The 18,102-nt window shown below is 61.7% G+C and carries 12 protein-coding genes; 8 read left to right on the top strand and 4 right to left on the bottom strand.

Annotated features, from left to right (window positions below; translation table 11 throughout):
• The first annotated feature begins 84 nt into the window (after positions 1-84).
• A complete protein-coding gene (locus tag BLW21_RS00550) occupies positions 85-966 on the top strand; it encodes an ion transporter (RefSeq protein WP_092736802.1) in 882 nt (293 codons plus the stop codon).
• A gap of 415 nt (positions 967-1,381) precedes the next feature.
• Here the strand turns inward: BLW21_RS00550 and BLW21_RS00545 are convergent, their stop codons facing one another.
• The 4 genes from BLW21_RS00545 to BLW21_RS21705 all read right to left on the bottom strand — a co-directional run bounded on the left by BLW21_RS00545 (position 1,382) and on the right by BLW21_RS21705 (position 7,127).
• Positions 1,382-2,110 carry an NADPH-dependent F420 reductase gene (locus tag BLW21_RS00545; protein ID WP_092736799.1) on the bottom strand — a complete coding sequence of 243 codons (729 nt, stop codon included), beginning with the start codon at positions 2,108-2,110 and terminating at the stop codon, positions 1,382-1,384.
• A gap of 665 nt (positions 2,111-2,775) precedes the next feature.
• Positions 2,776-3,858 (bottom strand): DUF5694 domain-containing protein, encoded by a 1,083-nt coding sequence (locus BLW21_RS00540; protein ID WP_139255026.1) that lies wholly within the window; start codon positions 3,856-3,858, stop codon positions 2,776-2,778.
• A gap of 89 nt (positions 3,859-3,947) precedes the next feature.
• Positions 3,948-5,711, bottom strand: coding sequence for a urocanate hydratase (gene hutU, locus BLW21_RS00535; RefSeq protein ID WP_217633822.1), 1,764 nt, complete (start codon positions 5,709-5,711; stop codon positions 3,948-3,950).
• Positions 5,712-6,326: 615 nt separating this feature from the next.
• Positions 6,327-7,127 (bottom strand): XRE family transcriptional regulator, encoded by an 801-nt coding sequence (locus BLW21_RS21705; RefSeq protein ID WP_092736795.1) that lies wholly within the window; start codon positions 7,125-7,127, stop codon positions 6,327-6,329.
• Positions 7,128-7,329: 202 nt separating this feature from the next.
• Here BLW21_RS21705 and BLW21_RS00525 point away from each other — a divergent pair, with 202 nt between their 5' ends.
• The 7 genes from BLW21_RS00525 (at position 7,330) to BLW21_RS00495 (ending at position 17,840) form a co-directional block, all read left to right on the top strand.
• On the top strand, positions 7,330-7,749 hold the full coding sequence (locus BLW21_RS00525) for a YbjN domain-containing protein (protein ID WP_092736793.1): 420 nt from the start codon (positions 7,330-7,332) through the stop codon (positions 7,747-7,749).
• Positions 7,750-7,802: 53 nt separating this feature from the next.
• Positions 7,803-8,531 carry a PspA/IM30 family protein gene (locus BLW21_RS00520; protein WP_092736791.1) on the top strand — a complete coding sequence of 243 codons (729 nt, stop codon included), beginning with the start codon at positions 7,803-7,805 and terminating at the stop codon, positions 8,529-8,531.
• A 24-nt stretch (positions 8,532-8,555) separates the two neighbouring features.
• A complete protein-coding gene (locus tag BLW21_RS00515) occupies positions 8,556-8,762 on the top strand; it encodes a hypothetical protein (RefSeq protein WP_092736789.1) in 207 nt (68 codons plus the stop codon).
• Positions 8,763-8,844: 82 nt separating this feature from the next.
• Positions 8,845-9,513 carry an OB-fold-containig protein gene (locus tag BLW21_RS00510; RefSeq protein ID WP_092736787.1) on the top strand — a complete coding sequence of 223 codons (669 nt, stop codon included), beginning with the start codon at positions 8,845-8,847 and terminating at the stop codon, positions 9,511-9,513.
• Between the two features lie 45 nt (positions 9,514-9,558).
• The gene (locus BLW21_RS00505) at positions 9,559-9,966 is read left to right on the top strand and encodes a PH domain-containing protein (protein WP_092736785.1); all 408 of its coding nucleotides are present in this window, start codon (positions 9,559-9,561) and stop codon (positions 9,964-9,966) included.
• Between the two features lie 201 nt (positions 9,967-10,167).
• Positions 10,168-12,339 (top strand): flotillin family protein, encoded by a 2,172-nt coding sequence (locus BLW21_RS00500; protein ID WP_245711765.1) that lies wholly within the window; start codon positions 10,168-10,170, stop codon positions 12,337-12,339.
• Between the two features lie 344 nt (positions 12,340-12,683).
• Positions 12,684-17,840, top strand: a complete 5,157-nt coding sequence (locus BLW21_RS00495) for a DNA repair ATPase (RefSeq protein WP_092736783.1) — start codon at positions 12,684-12,686, stop codon at positions 17,838-17,840.
• Positions 17,841-18,102 lie beyond the last annotated feature (262 nt).

Here is an 18,102-nt window from a genome sequence, read left to right as displayed (position 1 = left end):
TGTACTGGCCGCAAACCAGTATGGTAATCCGTCAACAGGCTTTCGGTTGGGCACCGTAGCTTTACAGCATCACCGTTTGCGCTTATGGATAACCGCCCCTCCCCCGCCGCTCCGATCTGGAAGCGGAACATTTACCGCGTCGTTTTTGAGGCTGATACCCGAGCCGGCCAGTTGTTCGACATCCTGCTGCTGCTGGCCATTTTGCTGAGCGTACTGGCCGTGATGCTGGAGAGCGTGAGCAGCATCAACGCGCAGTACGGGCCGGCACTACGGGTGGTGGAGTGGGTGTTTACGGTGGTGTTTCTGGTCGAGTACATGGTGCGGCTGCTGATTGTGCGGCGGCCATTGCGCTACGTCCTCAGCTGGCTGGGCCTGATTGATCTGGTAGCCATTGTTCCCTCGCTGCTGGTACTGGTGCTGGCTGGCAGCCACTATCTGCTGGTGGTGCGCACGGTGCGGCTGCTGCGCGTGTTCCGTATTTTCAAGCTGGGGCAGTTTATCGGCGAAGGCGAATTCATTCTAAATGCCTTAAAAGCCAGCCGCTTCAAAATTCTGGTGTTTCTGTCGTCGGTCCTGACGCTGACCGTTCTGATGGGCACGTTTATGTACGTGCTCGAAGGGGGCCAGAATGGCTTTACCAGCATCCCGAAAAGCGTGTACTGGGCCGTGGTAACGCTAACGACAGTGGGCTACGGCGACATTTCGCCCGTAACGGTGCTGGGGCAGACGCTGGCCGCTTTGCTCATGATTATGGGCTACGCCATTATTGCCGTGCCCACCGGCATCGTGTCGGCCCAGATGTCGCGCAGCCAGGCCGCGGCGGTTCCGGCGGCCGGCGCCACCGCTGCCGAAACTGCCGCGGCACCGGCCGCCCCCGCATACAAGCAAGCCCGCTGCTCCCGCTGCCAGTCGGCCGGCCACCGCCCCGACGCCAATTTCTGCTGGCACTGCGGCGGCCCGGTGTAGCGGTAAAGCCCTGAGGGATATAACAGCCCCAGTCGGCCTGGCAAAGCAGGTAGTCGGAATGTCCTTGACTGTAGTCCCGGTGTCAATGAATGTTATTGGGATGATACTAGCTGCGGCAACTGATGCGGCAGCCGCCCCGCGCGCTACTGTTGGTTCGGGCGAGTTGCCGGCAGCAACAGTAGTGCGGAGCGTATTCCGCAGGGGCCGCCTGAAGCCTGGGTGGCCAAAGCAGTTGCCTGGAAACAAAAAGTACCGCTCAGGTTTCGCTGAGCGGTACTTTTTATGGATTTACTGCTGATGCGGCAGAAGACGTAGCGCCTTCGCTCACTACCTGGCACAAGCACCAGGCTCGTACCGGCCGGGGCACAGCTAAGGCCTTTTATGAGCCGGCGCTTTCGCCGTCAGCTCCAAGCGGTTATTTCAGCTTGATGCCTTGGGCCGCCATTTCCTGTTCCTGCTTGGCGTGGTTGGCCAGGTACTCGGCGTGTTGGGCCTCGGTGCGCTCGGTGCCGAGACTGGCCAGGTGCTCGCGCAGCTTGTCAGCCGGCATGTCGGCACCGTACGAAGGGGTGCCGGGCTGCTGCCGCCACGATTCGTGCAGGGTACCGTCGTCCACGGCGTCGAAGCCCAGCTCCTCCACCAGGGCCATTACTTTTTGCTTGGCGGCGGCATCGTCGGAGGCTACGGGCAGGGCAATGCGGCCGGTCGTGCCGGCGGGCTGGCCTTTGTTCTCCAGGTGAGCGGCGTAGATGTTGTTGAACACCTTCACCACGGGGCGGCCCAGGTGCTGCTGCACCCATTCGCTTTCCGTGAGGTCGCCGGTTTCCAGCTCCGGCATCTGGCCATCGCGCAGCAGCGGGTAATAGTTGCTCGTGTCGATGACGGGTACCTGGGCCGGTACGCCCGCGAACAGGTCGTTGGGCAGGTCGGGAATATTTTTCAGCGGAATGGTTACCACAATGAGGTCGGTGCCGCGCCGGGCGGCTTCTTCGGCCGTAACGGGCGTAGCGCCGGTTTTCTGCTCCACGTCTTTCAGGGTTTCGGGCCCGCGCGAGTTGGCAATGTATACGGTATGGTCGAGGCTGGTGAGCCGCACGGCCAGGGCGCTGCCGATGTGGCCGGCGCCAATGATTCCGATGTTCATAGTCAGGAAGTTTACACGATTTGCGCGCCGACGATGCGCCGCCGCAGGGAGGTAAACAGCCGGGGCGGGCGTTTTGCTTTTTTCGTGGAGCTTACTTGCCTGGAACGCACCGCGCCGTCCGAAGAAGTTCAGGCGGCGCGGCAGCGGTTTGGCACTGATGCGGCAGTGGAGCAACAACCTCCACCCAAAGCCAGTGAGCAGGATATGCTGGCGGAGGATTCGCACATGGGGCCACCTCAACAAGCCCCGCCACAGGCTACAGATGCCACGTTCCAGGTTCAACCAGCTGCGTTATGGGTGTGCACTCCCACGCTATAGGTTCGACTGACCACGTTGCAGGTTCGAACGCCCACGTTATAAGTCCAATCGGCCGCGCTACCGATTGCTTCGGGCACGTTGCAGGCTGCGCGGGTTGCGCTATGGCTTCTGATTGCCAGAGCCTGTAACTGAAACGACCAACGCCACCCCGCTGCCCCGCTGCGAATCTGCCGGCCACCACCCCGAGGCGCGTTTCTGCTGTTACGGCGGCCCGATGTAGCGGTGGGTTTGGGCAGCGGAGTTACCATTCGCCCTGCAAGCTCACCACAGACAATCCGACCTAAAAGTGCGTAATGTGGGAGCCCCGGTGCTCGGCCCTCAGGGCCAAGGTGCTGCCTGCCGCCACTTTAGGGCAGCTCGTTGAAAGTGCGCACGCGTACGTTGGGCATCTTTTGCAGCAGCGTGCGCATTTCCTGGCCGTGCGAGGCACCTACGGCTACCAATACGCGGCGGGCGCCCTGCTGCCGGGCCTGGCGCACCACATTGTCGCACATGCCCTGGTTGCGCAGTACCCACTGCCGGCGCATTTCCTGCACGGCTGCTGTAGGGAAACCCGGCGCATCATACAGCGCATCGCCGCCGAAGAAGTTGAGGGCACCATCGATTTTTTCGTAGGCCGGGGAGTTGAGCAGACGATACACCGCCACATCATCCTCCGTCTGGTTGAGGTAGGCAAAGTAGGCCGTGCGGGTCGCGGCCATGCGCCGGTAGGTATCGGCCTGAGCGGTGGCAGAATCAAGTTGAAAGGCTGCTTTTAGCGCCTTGTCTTGGCTCATGGCCTGGTAGTACGCCTGGCCCCAGGGCTCATCATAGCGCTGGCAATCCATGCCGTAAAGTTGGGCCTGGCCCAGCTCCGTGAGCAGGGGAAATATGATCTTGTGGTATTCGGTGAGGGGCCGTACCAACCGGGCTTTGCGCAGGGAATCCACCGGCCCCATTGCCTGGGTGTAGTATGCCTGGTCGCTGGCAGTCAGGCTCTTTTTCAGCGGTTCTTCCAGCATGTACAGCTGATACTCGGCATTGCCCCGATCGTTGGTGAAGGTGTAGTAGCGGGCCAGATCGATGCGCGGGCGTACGAGCTGCGGCTGGCGGCGCAGCTGCCGGATGGCGGCCGTGGCGGCCCGGCTGGTGAGCGGGTCGGTGGTGAGAGTGCGCCGGCGCAGGTAGGCCAGGCGGCGCTGGTGCGCCGCCTGATACGCATTGGTAGCGGGCAGCGCCTGGGCATCCGCGGCCGTGAGGTACTCGCCAAACACCATATCGGGCTGGTAGGCCCGAAGCTTTTTGATGATGGGCTGGTAGGTGGCGGCCGGGCTGCCGTTGTAGTGCGAGGCAGCCATAATAACTACTTCCAGAGGCTGCTGGGCGTGAGCCGGACGCAGGGACGCGCCCACCAAGCTAATGAGTACACTTAGATGAAGGAGTAAACGCATAGCAAAAAAGACGGTGTGGCCGGCGCGACGGGCGCCGACGGATCGCCAATACTACTGATAAATCTGTAGCCTGCGCGGTGGCAGCAGCCCTACTTCATCCCCGGAATCTGCACGCCGCGCTCCTGGGCAACCTTCTGGGCCAGCTCGTAGCCGGCGTCGGCGTGGCGCAACACGCCCATGCCGGGGTCGGTGGTGAGCACGCGGCGCAGGCGTTCGGCCTTTTCGGGAGTACCGGTGGCTACGATTACCATGCCCGAGTGGGTGGAGTTGCCGATGCCTACGCCGCCGCCGTTGTGCAAGCTTACCCAGTCGGCGCCGCTGGCGCAGTTGGCCAGGGCGTTGAGCAGGGGCCAGTCGGCCACGGCGTCGGAGCCGTCTTTCATGCCTTCGGTTTCGCGGTTGGGCGAGGCCACCGAGCCGCAGTCGAGGTGGTCGCGGCCGATGACGATGGGGGCCGACACTTCGCCCCGGGCCACGAGGTCGTTGATGACGAGGCCGAACTTCTCCCGCTCGCCGTAGCCCAGCCAGCAGACGCGGGCGGGCAGGCCGATGAACGGTACCTTGGCCTGGGCTTTTTCAATCCAGCGGGCCAGCAGCTTATCATCGGGGAAGGTTTCGAGCAGGGCCCGGTCGATGCGCAGAATATCCTGCTGGTCGCCGCTAAGCGCTACCCACCGAAAGGGGCCTTTGCCCTCGCAGAACAGCGGCCGGATATAGGCGGGCACGAAGCCGGGGTACAGGAACTGGCCCTGCTCGTCGCGCACTTTCAACCCGCCTTTCTCGGCCTGGCCGCGCAGGTTGTTGCCGTAGTCGAGGGCCACTGCGCCGGCCGTTTGCAGGTCGATAATGGCCTGGCAGTGCTTCACGATGGAAGCCAGAGCCCGGCGTTTGAACTCATCGGGGTTATCCTTCCGCAGCAGTAGCACCTCCGCAATATCGCCTTCGGGCAGGTAGTCCATCAGGTCGTGGGCCGAGGTCTGGTCGGTTACGATATCCGCTTTGTAGCGCTGGGCCAGCAGTTCGGGCAGCACAGTGGCGGCGTTGCCGGTGAGGCCGATGCTCCAGCCTTTGCGTGCCTGCTTGTACTGCTCGCACAGCTCGAGGGCGTGGGGTAAGTCGCGGGCCTGCTCGTCGAGGTAGCCTTCCTGCACCTTCTGCTTCACGCGGGCGTCAATGGGCTCGATGACCAGGCACACACCGTCGTTCATGGTAACGGCCAGGGGTTGGGCGCCGCTCATGCCGCCGAGGCCGGCCGTAACGGTTACAGTGCCGGCCAGGGTGCCCGAAAAGTGCTTGTCGGCCACGGCGGCGAAGGTTTCGTAGGTGCCCTGCAGAATACCCTGGGTGGCAATGTAAATCCAGGAGCCGGCCGTCATCTGCCCGTACATCATCAGGCCCAGCTTATCCAGTTCATCGAAGTGCTCCTGCGTGCTCCAGGCGGGCACCAGGTTGGAGTTGGCAATGAGCACCCGCGGGGCGTGGGTCCAGGTGCGCAGCACGCCCACGGCCTTGCCGCTCTGCACCAGCATGGTTTCATCGGCTTCCAGGTTCTTGAGACTCTTAACAATCGTCTGGTACTCCTTCCAGTTGCGGGCGGCGCGGCCGGCTCCGCCGTACACAATCAGCTCATCGTACACGAGGCTCACGGCCGGGTCGAGGTTGTTTTCCAGCATCCGCAGTGCCGCTTCGGCCTCCCAGGTTTTGCAGCGCAGGGTGGTGCCGTGCTGGGCTTTCACCGTTTCCTCGGGCTGGTACTCGTAGTACATGGGCCGCGTGGTGGGCGCCGCCGCAGGGGTCGATTGCGAGGTGGCTTCGAGGTTGAGCTCGGGGGTTTCGAGGGCAGAATGGGGCATAGCGAGCGGGCGGCGGCCGGAAAGACAGTGTGCCAGCAAGGTATTGTTTTTACCCCGCCCAAGGCCGGCCGGCCTATTGGCAGCACACAGAATACCGGGGACTGGCGACTTTTTTTCGTCTCTGGCAGAGAATCAGGGGCTGTTCGTCAATTTATAGGGGTGGGGCGGCAGCCGAAGCCGTACCTTTGCCGTATGCAGCGGCGCGGCCCTCCGTTGGGCCGGCTGCCCCGATTTGTACTTTACCTCAACATGCAACGTTTTACTACTTTCCTTCGATTTTTCCTCCTCTTTGTGTTGTTAGTGGTTGGCGCCGCCAACCGTCCGCAGTCTACTCCCCGCGTATCTTTCACCGACGAAGTATTAGCCCTATTCCGCACCACTACTATTCCCCGCACCTAAACCCAACAGCCCTACTACCCCAGCCCGGCCCAACAGCCGGGTTTTTGCTGCCTCCCGCTCAGTCATCTTGGGTCGGACACGCCCTTTAATTATTCCGTAAAACTGCCGTGGCACCCTGGTGCCGCGGCAGTTTTTGTTTGAGGCAGTCTGCCCTACCGCAAAAGTGGCCTGGACCGATGCAGAGAGGCATATCAGCGCCGCTCTGCATCGGTTTTTTTATGGCTGGCCGGCGGGCAGTGGGGTTTCTTCAAAACGGGTTTGCAGCTGCGTGAGCTGCTGTTCGAGCAGGGCCACGCGCTCTTCCAGCAGCGCCGGGCGGCGCAGGTAGGTGCTGAAGCTACCATGCACTTCCCAGATTTCGAGGGCTTCGGGCAGATGAAAATCCTGGGGTGGGTAATCGGGGTTGTCGGCGCGCAGCCGCAGCAGCTGGCCGGGCAGCTGCTCCTGCAGTCGGCGCACCAGCAGCCGGCTTTGGGTGAGCAGCGCATACACCCGGCCGCTGTGCAGGCGGGGCAGCGCCTTATCGATGCGGCAGCAAAGGAGCACGTCCTGGTGGCGCAGGGTGGGCGCCATGTCGGGGCCGTTGAGGTCGAAGGCGCGGGTGGCGGGGCCCAGCTGGTGCGGGAACGTGAGCGGGGGCAGCGCGTCGATAAAGGCCGAGTCGTGGTGGCGCACGATGTACTCGAGCAGCCGGGCCTGGGGCACGTAGGGCGTGAGTTGGGGCCGTTGATCGGCCAGCGCCGTTGGGGCGGGTGCATCAGCCTGGGCCGATTCCTGGGGCTTGAAAATATCGAAGCGGTAGAGCTCATTTATGGTCAGCTCTTTCGTGAGTAGCAGATCTACTGACAAGCCAAAATGCTGAGCAATCTGCAGCAGCGTCTCCATTTTCGGCTCCGAACGTCCCTCTTCGTACGCCCCTACACTGGGCCTGGCTAAGCCAAAAAGCTCAGCAAATGCGGCCTGACTGAGTTTTTTAACGGTTCTTATCTTCCGAATATTCTTACCAACGTACGACATGGACGAAAATATTTTTAGCTCAAAGCTTGAGCATCAAGTAAACTTTGCTTACCATTGCATCGTAAAGCTACCACAATATGATCAGTCAGTCAATCCGGCTGCTACTTTTTTGAGCCAGGTTAGTCATTCGGGATTGTCTGCCCGATAGTTTGCCCGATTTACTTAAGTTGTCTACGCTAATTCACTCCTCTCCCGCACCGCTATGGCTACTCCTTACTTTACGCTACTACATACCTATCTGCTGGAGCTGGGCTTCGATGTCCATCACCAGGACGGAGGCGCTAACCTGCTGGTGGTAAGCCGGCCGGAACTGGGCATTCATCATCTGGTGCTGGGCTGTGGCGAGCCATTGCTGATTATGGAGCAGTACCTGCTGGAACTACCCGCTCCTGACTGCAGCGTTTACCAGCGCCTGCTCCAGAAAAACCGCGACATCATCCACGGCGCCTTCGTGCTCGACGAGTCGGGCCGCAAGGTTATCTACCGCGACACGCTTCAGCTCGACATCCTCGACCGCGCGGCGCTCGAAGCCGTGCTCAATTCCCTGGCACTAGTCCTCAGCGAGTTTGGCGACGAGCTGATTGAATTTTCCAAAGGAGGACAGCAGAAGCTGGAGGCGTAAGCAACGTCATCAGCCAGGATTTCCGATTTCCAGAACCTTATACCCCCAGTACCATGAGCTTTCTTAACCGTCTCTTCAAAATCGGGCAGGCCGAAGCCCATTCGGCTGTCAATCAGTTCGAGGACCCCATCAAAATGACCGAGCAGGGACTGCGCGACCTGCGCGAGGACCTCGACAAAGCCCTGCACGCGCTGGCCGAAGTCAAGGCACTGGCCATCAGAAGCCGCAACGATGCCGAAACGTCCCGCAGCAAAGCCCTCGACTACGAGAATAAAGCGGTATTGCTACTTCAAAAAGCCCACCGCGAGGAGCTGGAAGCCACCGAGGCCGACCGCCTGGCCACTGAGTCGCTGACCAAAAAGGCCCAGCACGAGGCCCAGGCCACCCGCGCCGGCCAAGACCAGGAGAAGTTCGAAGCCTCGGCCAACCAGCTCAACCAGAACGTGCAGCAGCTCAAGCAAACCATTTCGCAGTGGGACAACGAGTTGCGGACGCTGAAAGCGCGCGTAACGGTGAGCACGGCCACCAAAACCATCAACCAGCAGCTGGCCCAGCTCGACTCGTCGGGCACGGTAACCCTGCTCGAGCGCATGAAGGAGAAGATTGCCACCGAGGAAGCCCTGGCCGAATCGTACGGTCAGCTAGCCAACGAGAGCAAGTCGGTAGACCAGGAAATCGATCAGGCGCTGGGCACCGACGGCAGCGGCCAGGCCTCGGTCGAACTGTTAGCCCTCAAGGCCAAGCTGGGCATGCAGAAACAGCTGGGCAGCTCCGAATCGTAAGTCAGCCTTTTTCCTTACCAACCTATGACAACCCTCGAAAAAGTACTCTTTTATGCTGGTCTGGCGCTGATATTGGGTTCGGCCCTGGCGCGGATTACCAACGTCATCGAGCTGGAGCAAGCCTACTTCCTGATGCTGATAGGCGCGGCACTGCAGTTTAATGGTCAGAACCGCTACAACCGCCGGTTGCAGCAGCGGATTCAGGAACTGGAAGCACAGCCGCGTCGCTAACTAGTAGGACTTCCTCCGCGCTTCGGCGGCTTTTGAACTGGCCTCACAATTCCCGTACCTTCCCGCTGCTAATACTACCCCGATGAAAGAACTGCTCCACGCGGCCGTTGCGCCGGCCAACCTGCTGCCCACGGGCCTGCTGGTATTCGTGCTGCTGTACTGGCTGACGGTGCTGCTGGGCCTGCTCGATTTCAAGTCGCTGGACCTGGACGTGCAAACCGACGCCGACGCGGATTTTGACACCCACGCCGGGGCGCACGGGCACCCCGGCGAGGCGGGCACTTCGTTTATGAACGGGGTGCTGGGGTTTTTCAACCTGGGCCGGGTGCCACTAATGATTTTTGTGAGCTTCGTGGTACTGCCCTGGTGGGTAGCCAGTATTCTGGCCAACCATTATCTGGGCAACGAGCGCCTGCTGATTGGCGGCATTCTGCTCGTGCCGCTGCTGCTGGGCAGCCTACTGGTGGCCAAGTTGCTTACTACGCCCTTCGTGTACCTGTTTGCGGCCCTGGAAAAGGACCACGAGGGCAGCAGTTCGCCGCTGGGCAAGATGTGCACGCTGCTACTGCCCACTACCCACGAGCGCCTGGGCCAAGCCAGCGTGCAGCTACCAAAGGGAGCCCCACTGATGCTCAACGTGCGGGCCGCCTCGGCCAGCACCGAGCTTCGCAAGGGCGACACGGCCCTGATTATTGATTACGACCAGCAGCGCCGCTGCTACCTGATTGAGCCGTTTGAGCTGGGAGCTTAACCAAACCGGCTATTCCTTATTCCCTAGCAATTATTCAATTCACTTATGAAACAGATTTTCCCTTCCGCAGTCAGTTGGTGGCTATTCGGGCCGGTGATGATCCTGCTGATTGGTTGCGGCATCTACGCGGCCCTGGAAAAAGCGTGGCTGGAGGCCCTGATGATGGTACCGGTCCTGGGGCTCTTTTACTGGCTGTTGCGTTATACCTACTACGAAGTGCTGCCCGGGCAACACGTGCTCCGCGTAGTGGCGGGGCCGATGGTGTGGCGGGTACCGGTCCAGGATATCACGTCGATGCTGCCCAGTTACAGCCCTTTTAGCTCCCCGGCCCTTTCGCTCGACCGACTGCGCGTGCGCTACGGCCAATACAATTCGGTGCTGATTTCACCGGCCGACCGCGTCGGCTTCCTGGCTGCGCTGCTCCAGCTAAACCCCGCCATCCGCCATGACTGAGCTACTCCACTGGTTGCAAAACGCCCTGCGCTGGCTCGGCGAAGCCCTCCTCGACGGCCTGCTGGCCGATTTCTTCAACTGGCTGGCCGACTGGCTGCAGACGTAAGGCAGAACTGACGAAAAATCGTCCTTCCGCGCACAAAATCCTTTGCACCCGACCAAACCATCCTTCTCTCTGAAACACTCCTACTCCCTACTTTCATGTTGCTAGAAAATCTCTCCCTGGTGGTGCTCGTCATCATCGCCGTTTTCGTGCTGGGCTTTATTGCCATTGTGGCCCGGATGTACAAAAAAGCCGTGCAGGGCGAAGCCCTGGTGCGCACCGGCATGGGCGACACCAAGGTGTCGTTCAGCGGCATCATCGTGGTGCCCGTGCTCCATAAGCTGGAGGTGATGGACATCAAGCTCAAAACCATCATCATTCAGCGCGCCGGCTCCGAGGGGCTGGTGTGCAAAGACAACCTGCGGGCCGATGTGAAGGTGAACTTCTTCGTGCGGGTGAACAAGACACCGCAGGACGTGATTAACGTGGCCCAGAGCATCGGCGCGCACCGCGCCTCCGACCCGGCCGCGCTGGAAAACCTGTTCGACGCCAAGTTCTCGGAGGCGCTGAAGACTGTTGGTAAGCACTTCGATTTCATTGAGCTCTACAACTCCCGCGAGCAATTCAAGCAGCAGATTCTGGCCATCATCGGCACCGACCTCAACGGCTACGTGCTCGACGACTGCGCCATTGATTACCTGGAGCAAACCCCACTCGCGGCCCTCAACCAAGACAATATCCTCGATGCTGAGGGTATCAAGAAGATTATTGCCCTAACCTCGGAGCAGAAAATTCAGGCCAACTCCATTGAGCGCGAGAAGCAGAAAACCATCAAGAAGCAGGACGTAGAGGCTCAGGAAACCATTCTGGAGCTGGAAAAGCAGCTGATTGAAAACCAAGAGAAGCAGAAGCGCGAGGTGGCCAACATCCGGGCCCGCGAAAACGCCGAGTCGGCCAAGGTGCAGCAGGAAGAAATGCTGAAATCGGAGCGGGCCCGTATTTCGACGGAAGAAGAAGTAGGCATTGCCGAGCAGAACCGCGACCGGCAGGTGCTGGTGGCCGAGCGCAACAAAGAGCGCACCGACGCCGTGGAAACCGAGCGCGTAGCCCAGGCCAAGGCTCTGGAAGTAAACGAGCGGGAGCGGATTGTGGCTCTGGCTCAGATTGAAAAGGAAAAGGCGCTGGAAGAAGAGAAAAAGAACATCCAGACCATTATCCGCGAGCGGATTACGGTGGAAAAAGCCACGGTAATCGAGGAGGAGAAAATCAAGGATACCCGCGCCCAGGCCCTGGCCGAGCGCGACAAGCTGGTGGCCCTGACGGCTGCCCGCCAGCAGACCGAAGCTGCCAGCGTCAGCCTGGTAGGCACGGCCGACATGGAGCGCCAGGCCGCCGAGTTCCGCGGCAAGCAGGCCCTGATTGAGGCCGAGGCCGAAAAAGCCGCCGCCGAGTTCAAGGCCCAGGCCATCCGCACGCTGGCCGAAGCCGAAGCCAGCAAGGAAGCCGCCATCGGCCTGGCCGAGGCCCAGGTGATGCAGGCCAAAGCCGTCGCCCGCCAGAAGGAGGGCGAGTCGGAGGCCAACGTGCTCCAGCTTACGGCCACGGCCGAGGCCCAGGGCATTCAGGCCAAAGCCGGGGCCCAGGCCGAAGCCGACGAAAAGCTGGGGATGGTAGCGGCGCGGGTGAACCGCGAAAAAGGCCTGGCCGACGCCGACATCATCCAGGCCCGCGCCAGCGCCGACCAGCAGAAAGGCCTAGCGGAAGCCGCCGTATCGGAGCAGAAGTACGCGGTGGAAGCCAAGGGCATTGAAGCCAAAGCCGACGCCATGCGCAAGCTCGACGGCGTGGGCAAGGACCACGAGGAGTTCAAGCTCCGCCTCGACAAGGAGAAGTCCATCGAGCTGGCCCAAATCAGCATTCAGAAGGACATTGCCGCCAGCCAGGCCCAGGTTATCGGCGAGGCCCTCAAGGCGGCTAAAATCGACATTGTAGGCGGCGAAACCATGTTCTTCGACCAGATTATCGGCTCCATCACCAAGGGCAAAATGGTCGACCGCGCCGTGCACAACTCCGAAGTGCTGAGCACCGTGCAGCACACTTTCTTCGGCGACGACGGCAACGGCGGCGGCGACTTCAAAGCCAACCTGCGCCGCTTCATCGACCAGTTCGGCCTGAACTCCGAGGAGCTGAAGAACCTGAGCGTTTCGGCGCTGCTACTGAAACTCATGAGCCAGGCCAACGACGACGCCACCCGCAACACCATCAAGCAGCTCACGGGCACGGCCAAGGCGCTGGGCATTGGCGATACGATGGTGCGGGGGTTGATGTAACCCTGACGCGGGTGCCTCACGGGCGCCTCACCCCCTAGCCCCCTCTCCGAAAAAGGAGAGGGGGAACTAGCTTTTAGCTTTTTATAGCTAGTGCTAAAAACTAGCTCCCCTCCTCAGCTGAGGAGGGGTTGGGGGTGGTTGACAATCGTTGCTCAGTCAACCACCTGTTATAGCATCGTTCCGTCAGCATCAACCACCCCTAGCCCCTCCTCAGCTGAGGAGGGGAACTAGTTTTTAGCTTCTAATTTCTACTAATCACCGACTAGCTTTTAGCTCTAACTAAGATTAAAAGCTAGTCCCCCCTCTCCTTTTCGGAGAGGGGGCCAGGGGGTGAGGCGACTACAATGGAACAACTCGAAACCGGCACCTACGAAATCCTGCGCAACCGGCTGCGCAACAGCGGCGACGAGCTGCGTCAGCGCCTCAACACCCTCAATACCGAGCGCAAGCAGGTGTTCGGGGCCGTGGATACCCGCCTCATTGGCACCGGCCGCATCACCACCGAATACAACTGCGTGGCCTGGGACCTGGTGCCGGTGGGTGGGCAGTTCATTTTTGGCTACAACGTGGTGCTGGGCCTCAAGGCCGAGCCCGATTTGGCCGACGTGTTCAACGTGTACGACTACCACAACCAGGAATTCCGGCCGCTGGGACTGGAGTTGCTGGCCGATGCCAAGTTCGAGGAGGAGTTCCGCAACCTGTACCGCTACTACAAGCACACCCAGTTCGTGAAGTTCGCGGTGCTGGGGGCTCACCTGTTTATGGTGTTCCGCATCGGCAAGGGCGCTTCGGATGTGAAGACGTTTAAGTGGCTCATGCAGGGCGACACGCTCACCTACCTCGACAACCGCTCCGACCACGAGTACACGTTTCCGCCCCAGCACGAGTTTGCCTGGCAGCGCGCCACCCGCGACATGCAGCGCGGCGGCCGGCACCCGCACATCAGCATCGAAGACAAGGTGTTTGTGGAAACCGTGGGCGGCGACCTCACCATTAAAGTCGAGAATAACACTGCTACCGGGCGCGGTATTCTGAGCGAGCCGGTCGATGACAAGGACCAGACCCTCGACGACTCGGAAATCTATTACGCGGTGGTGGGCAATCTGGTGCTGCTCAAAATCCGGCCCTACCAGGAAGCCGCGTACCGCTACTTCATCTTCAATTACAAGCTCAAAAAGGCCCAGCGGCTCGATGCCCTGGCCGATGCCTGCGTGCTGCTGCCCGACGGCCAGGGCCTCATTTTCCCGCACGGCTTCTATTTGCAGACCGGCGACAACAAGCTCTTCGACAACGGCCTGCGCGACATGCTGTTCGAAAAGCGCCTCACTTCGCCCAACGGCGAGGATTTCCTGTACGTTTTCTACAACAAGGACAGCGGCCTGTACCTGCTGCTGAGCTACAACCGCATCGCCCAGCGCGTGGACAACCCCATCGTGTGCCACGGCTACGCGGTGTTTGAGAACGGGGAGCTGTGCTACTTCCGCACCGACGAGGAGCCCAAGAAGCACCACGCGGTGCAAATCTGGCAGACGCCCTTCACGGGGCCTGATTTCGAGCTGCCGGTTACCTCCGATTCCTACCTTTACAAGCTGGGCAACAAGGAAATCGTGCGGGCCATGAGCGAGGTGCAGGAGGTGCTCACGCTCACGGGCAAGGAAGATTCGTACGCCGGGCTCTACCTCGACCTTATCCGCCAGACCACGGCCCTCACCGACACCTACCACTGGCTGCGCGAGCCCGCCGCCCAGAATATGGCCGAGCCACTGGCCGACATCCGCCAGGCCGCCACGGCCGCCGTGGAGGAGTTCGACAAGGTGCGGGCCATCCGCAAAAGCACCGCCGAGCAAACCCAGAACGTTTTCGGGCAGGCCGCCGAGCTAACCGACCGCATCCGCCGCACCGCCCCCGACGACGTAACGGGTTTCGTGCAGCTGCTGGGCGAATTGCGCACCGTGCGCGGGGCCGTGGTGGCCCTTAAGGAGCTGCGCTACGTGGCGCTGCCGGCCGTGGAAGAACAGGCCGCCACCCTCGAAACGCTAAGTCAGGAAGTGGCCCAGCAGACGGTGGAGTTCCTGCTCCGCGACGACGCGCTGGCCCCCTACGAGCAGCGCGTGCAAACCATTGCCGACGCGGTGGAAAAGGTGCAGAAGACCGTGGAAGCCGACGAGCGGGAGCGCGAAACTACGGCCCTAGCCCAGGAGCTGGAGCTGCTGATTGAGGTGGTGAGCAACCTGCCCATCCCCGACCCCACCCAGACCACGGCCATCATCGACCGGATTTCGACGGTGTACGCCCGCTTCAACCAGATTCGGGCCAGCCTGAAGCGGCGGCGGCAGGCGCTGGCCGGCACCGAGGCCCAGGCCCAGTTCACGGCCCAGCTCAAGCTGCTGGAGCAGGCCCTCACCAACTACCTCGACCTGGCCGACACGCCCGCCAAGTGCGACGAGTACCTGACCAAGCTCATGGTGCAGCTCGAAGAGCTGGAGGGCCGCTACCCCGATTTCGACCAGTTTATCGAGCAGCTCACCACCCGTCGCGAGCAGGTGGTGGAGGCCTTCGAGGCCAAGAAAGTGGCCCTGGTGGCCGCCCGCAACCAGCGCGCCTCGGCCCTGCTGCAAAGCGCCGAGCGCCTGCTGAAAGCCGTGCAGAGCCGCCTGGCCCGCCTGGAGTCGGTGGCCGATATCGGGGGCTACTTCGCTTCGGATTTGATGGTGGAGAAGGTGCGCCAGACCGCCCGCGAGCTGCTGGCGCTGGGCGACCCGGTGAAGGCCGACGACGTGCAGAGCCGCCTGAAAACCCTGCGCGAAAACGCCGTGCGCCAGCTCCGCGACCGGGCCGACCTCTACGCCGACGGCGGCCAGACCATCAGGTTTGGCCCCTACGCCTTCACCGTGAACACCCAGCCGCTGGAGCTGACGGTGGTGCAGCGCGACGACGCCCTGTTCTACCACCTCACCGGCACCAATTTCTTCCAGCCCATTGAAGACGAGGCCCTGCTGGCCGCCCGCCCGGTCTGGGACCAGACGGTGGTATCGGAAAGCCCCGACGTGTACCGGGCCGAGTTCCTGGCCTGGCGCATCCTGCAAGCCGCCCACCACCCCCTGCCCGCCGACCCCGAAGCCGGCCGCCTCGCCGTGCTGTCGGTAACCGACCTCTCGCACCTAAGCGAGGCCGAGTTGCTAAGCTACGTGCAGCAGTTCATGGCCCCGCGCTACGCCGAGGGCTACCTCAAAGGCGTCCACGACCACGACGCGGCCAAGCTGCTGGCGGCCCTGGTGCGCCTCACCCGCACTGCCAACCTGCTGCGCTACCCCGCCGACACCCGCACCGCCGCCGCCCTTTTCTGGCTCCGCTTCGCTGACCCCGCCCAACGCGCCCACTGGCAGCGCCAGCTCCAGGGCATCAGCACGCTGCTGCAGGTCTTCCCCGATTCCCGCCAGTTCGACGCCCTGCAAGCCGAGCTGCAAACCGCCGTCGAGCACTTTGCCCAGCAAACCGGCCTCTTTACGCTGGATCAGGTGCAGGAAGCGGGCGAGTTCCTGTTCAATTCTTTAATTAAAAATGGCCTTCCTACTGAGCTAGCTGATATTCCCGAGCCAGTCAAAGCCAAGAAGAATGACAAGGCTGCCCAGAACAACCTAAGCACTAATCACCAGGCGCTAAGCACTAAAAACGAATTCCCTATTTCCCAGGAAGCGGCCGCGCTGTACCGACAGTTTCAGCAGCAGCTCCAGGAGCGGCGGGCGAGTGAGTTGTTTGGGCAGTCGGTAGCGGCGCTGGCGGGCCAGCCGGTGGCCCAGTTTGCGCTGGTGCGGCAGTGGGTGCAGGCGTCGCACCTCACCCCCCCGGCCCCCCTCTCCTCGGGGAGAGGGGGGAGCCAGTCGTCAGCAGACGGCTCGGCTTCTACTTCAAAAACGCAATCAACACTTCTCTCTCAAAACGAAGACGAGAAGTTGCCCAACGATTCTGACGATACCAATCGTCAGGCTCCCCCTCTTCCCGAGGTAATGCGCATGGAGCATTTGCGGGGACCGGGGGGTGAGGTGGCGCTCCTGCTGCTCACTGACTCCTTCGACGCCGCCCGCATCGTGCCCACTCCTACCCGCGAAATCCTCCCCGGCTTCCAGGGCACCCACCCGCGCCTCAACGGCACCGACTATCCCCTCGATTTCCCTGCCTTCCGCCGCCGGCTGCTGCACCACGAGCAGCGCACGGTGCCGCAATTCGAGGCCTTCCAGGCTCTGAAAAAGCAGCGCGTGGCCGAGGCCACGGCGGCCTTGCGGCTGGAGAGCTTCCGGCCCCGGGTACTCACCTCGTTCGTGCGCAACCAGCTCATCGACCAAGTGTATCTGCCGCTGATTGGGGCCAACCTGGCCAAGCAGATCGGCACGGCCGGCGAGGGCAAGCGCACCGACCTGATGGGCCTGCTGCTGCTGATTTCGCCCCCTGGCTACGGCAAAACCACGCTCATGGAGTACGTGGCCAACCGCCTGGGGCTCATCTTCATGAAAATCAACGGCCCGGCCATCGGCCACTCGGTAACCAGCCTCGACCCGGCCCAGGCCCCGAACGCCGGGGCCCGGCAGGAGCTGGAAAAGCTGAACCTGGCCTTCGAGATGGGCGACAACGTGATGATTTACGTCGACGACATCCAGCACTGCCACCCCGAATTTCTGCAGAAATTTATCTCGCTCTGCGACGCCCAGCGCCAGATTGAGGGCGTGTACCGCGGCCACCCCCGCACCTACGACTTCCGGGGCCGCAAGGTGGCCGTGGTGATGGCCGGCAACCCCTACACCGAAAGCGGCGACGTGTTCCAGCTGCCCGACATGCTGGCCAACCGCGCCGACATCTACAACCTCGGCGACATCCTCACGGCCGGCTCCGAGGCCGCGTTCCGCCTCTCCTACCTCGAAAACGCCCTTACCAGCCACCCCACCCTGGCCCGCCTGGCCACCCAGAGCCCGCAGGACGTGCCCGCGCTGCTGCGCCTGGCCGAAACCGGCTCGGCCGAGGGCCTAACCTTCGAGGGCAACCACTCGCCTGAGGAGCTGAACGAGTACGTGGCCGTGCTGCGCCAGCTGCTGCGCCTGCGCGACGTAGTGGCCCGCGTGAATGCCGCCTACATTGCCTCGGCTGCCCAGGCCGACGCCTACCGCACCGAGCCGCCCTTCAAGCTCCAGGGCTCGTACCGCAACATGAACAAGCTGGCCGAAAAGGTGCGCCCCGTGATGAACGACCAGGAAATAACGGACCTGCTGGCCGCCCACTACGCCAGCGAGGCCCAAACCCTGACCAGCGCCACCGAGGCCAACCTGCTCAAGCTCCGCGAGCTGCTGGGCTGGCAAACTCCCGCCGAAACCGCCCGCTGGCAGGAAATCAAAGCCACCTACCAGGCCAACCTGCGCAACTCCGGCGCCGGTCAGCTCCTGCAGCTACTCGACAAGCTGGAAGGCATTACCGGCGGGTTGAGCGGGATTCGGGAGGTGTTGAAGGGATAGTTGATGCGATATGGATTACGTTTCCCTTCTCGTAAGCGCGATTTGCTTTCTATGCGGTTTATTCATTCTCTGGGATACCATCCGGCAACTCCGCCTCAACCGCTACCTGCGTGAGCACGGCATCCTTACTTCGTCCGTTATTACAGATACAAACCTGACTGAAGTAAGGGAAGGGTATATCAGCCACTTCAAGGTTAATTTCCAAGACCAACGCAGACGATGTAGATTCTCCTGAAGGTTACACCAGCATAACACTGTTGGG

The sequence above is a fragment of the Hymenobacter psychrophilus genome, from assembly GCF_900107135.1.
In the GTDB taxonomy this organism is placed as follows: Bacteria; Bacteroidota; Bacteroidia; order Cytophagales; family Hymenobacteraceae; genus Hymenobacter; species Hymenobacter psychrophilus.
Note: the sequence above shows the minus strand (reverse complement) of the source record. Positions and strands in the feature narration are given on the sequence as shown.

Bases quoted from the DNA above. Each gene is read 5' to 3' on its own strand.
- BLW21_RS00550 (WP_092736802.1), top strand. From the start codon at position 85: ATGGATAACCGCCCCTCCCCCGCCGCTCCGATCTGGAAGCGGAACATT.
- BLW21_RS00545 (WP_092736799.1), bottom strand. From the start codon at position 2,110: ATGAACATCGGAATCATTGGCGCCGGCCACATCGGCAGCGCCCTGGCC.
- BLW21_RS00540 (WP_139255026.1), bottom strand. From the start codon at position 3,858: ATGCGTTTACTCCTTCATCTAAGTGTACTCATTAGCTTGGTGGGCGCG.
- hutU (WP_217633822.1), bottom strand. From the start codon at position 5,711: ATGCCCCATTCTGCCCTCGAAACCCCCGAGCTCAACCTCGAAGCCACC.
- BLW21_RS21705 (WP_092736795.1), bottom strand. From the start codon at position 7,127: ATGTCGTACGTTGGTAAGAATATTCGGAAGATAAGAACCGTTAAAAAA.
- BLW21_RS00525 (WP_092736793.1), top strand. From the start codon at position 7,330: ATGGCTACTCCTTACTTTACGCTACTACATACCTATCTGCTGGAGCTG.
- BLW21_RS00520 (WP_092736791.1), top strand. From the start codon at position 7,803: ATGAGCTTTCTTAACCGTCTCTTCAAAATCGGGCAGGCCGAAGCCCAT.
- BLW21_RS00515 (WP_092736789.1), top strand. From the start codon at position 8,556: ATGACAACCCTCGAAAAAGTACTCTTTTATGCTGGTCTGGCGCTGATA.
- BLW21_RS00510 (WP_092736787.1), top strand. From the start codon at position 8,845: ATGAAAGAACTGCTCCACGCGGCCGTTGCGCCGGCCAACCTGCTGCCC.
- BLW21_RS00505 (WP_092736785.1), top strand. From the start codon at position 9,559: ATGAAACAGATTTTCCCTTCCGCAGTCAGTTGGTGGCTATTCGGGCCG.
- BLW21_RS00500 (WP_245711765.1), top strand. From the start codon at position 10,168: ATGTTGCTAGAAAATCTCTCCCTGGTGGTGCTCGTCATCATCGCCGTT.
- BLW21_RS00495 (WP_092736783.1), top strand. From the start codon at position 12,684: ATGGAACAACTCGAAACCGGCACCTACGAAATCCTGCGCAACCGGCTG.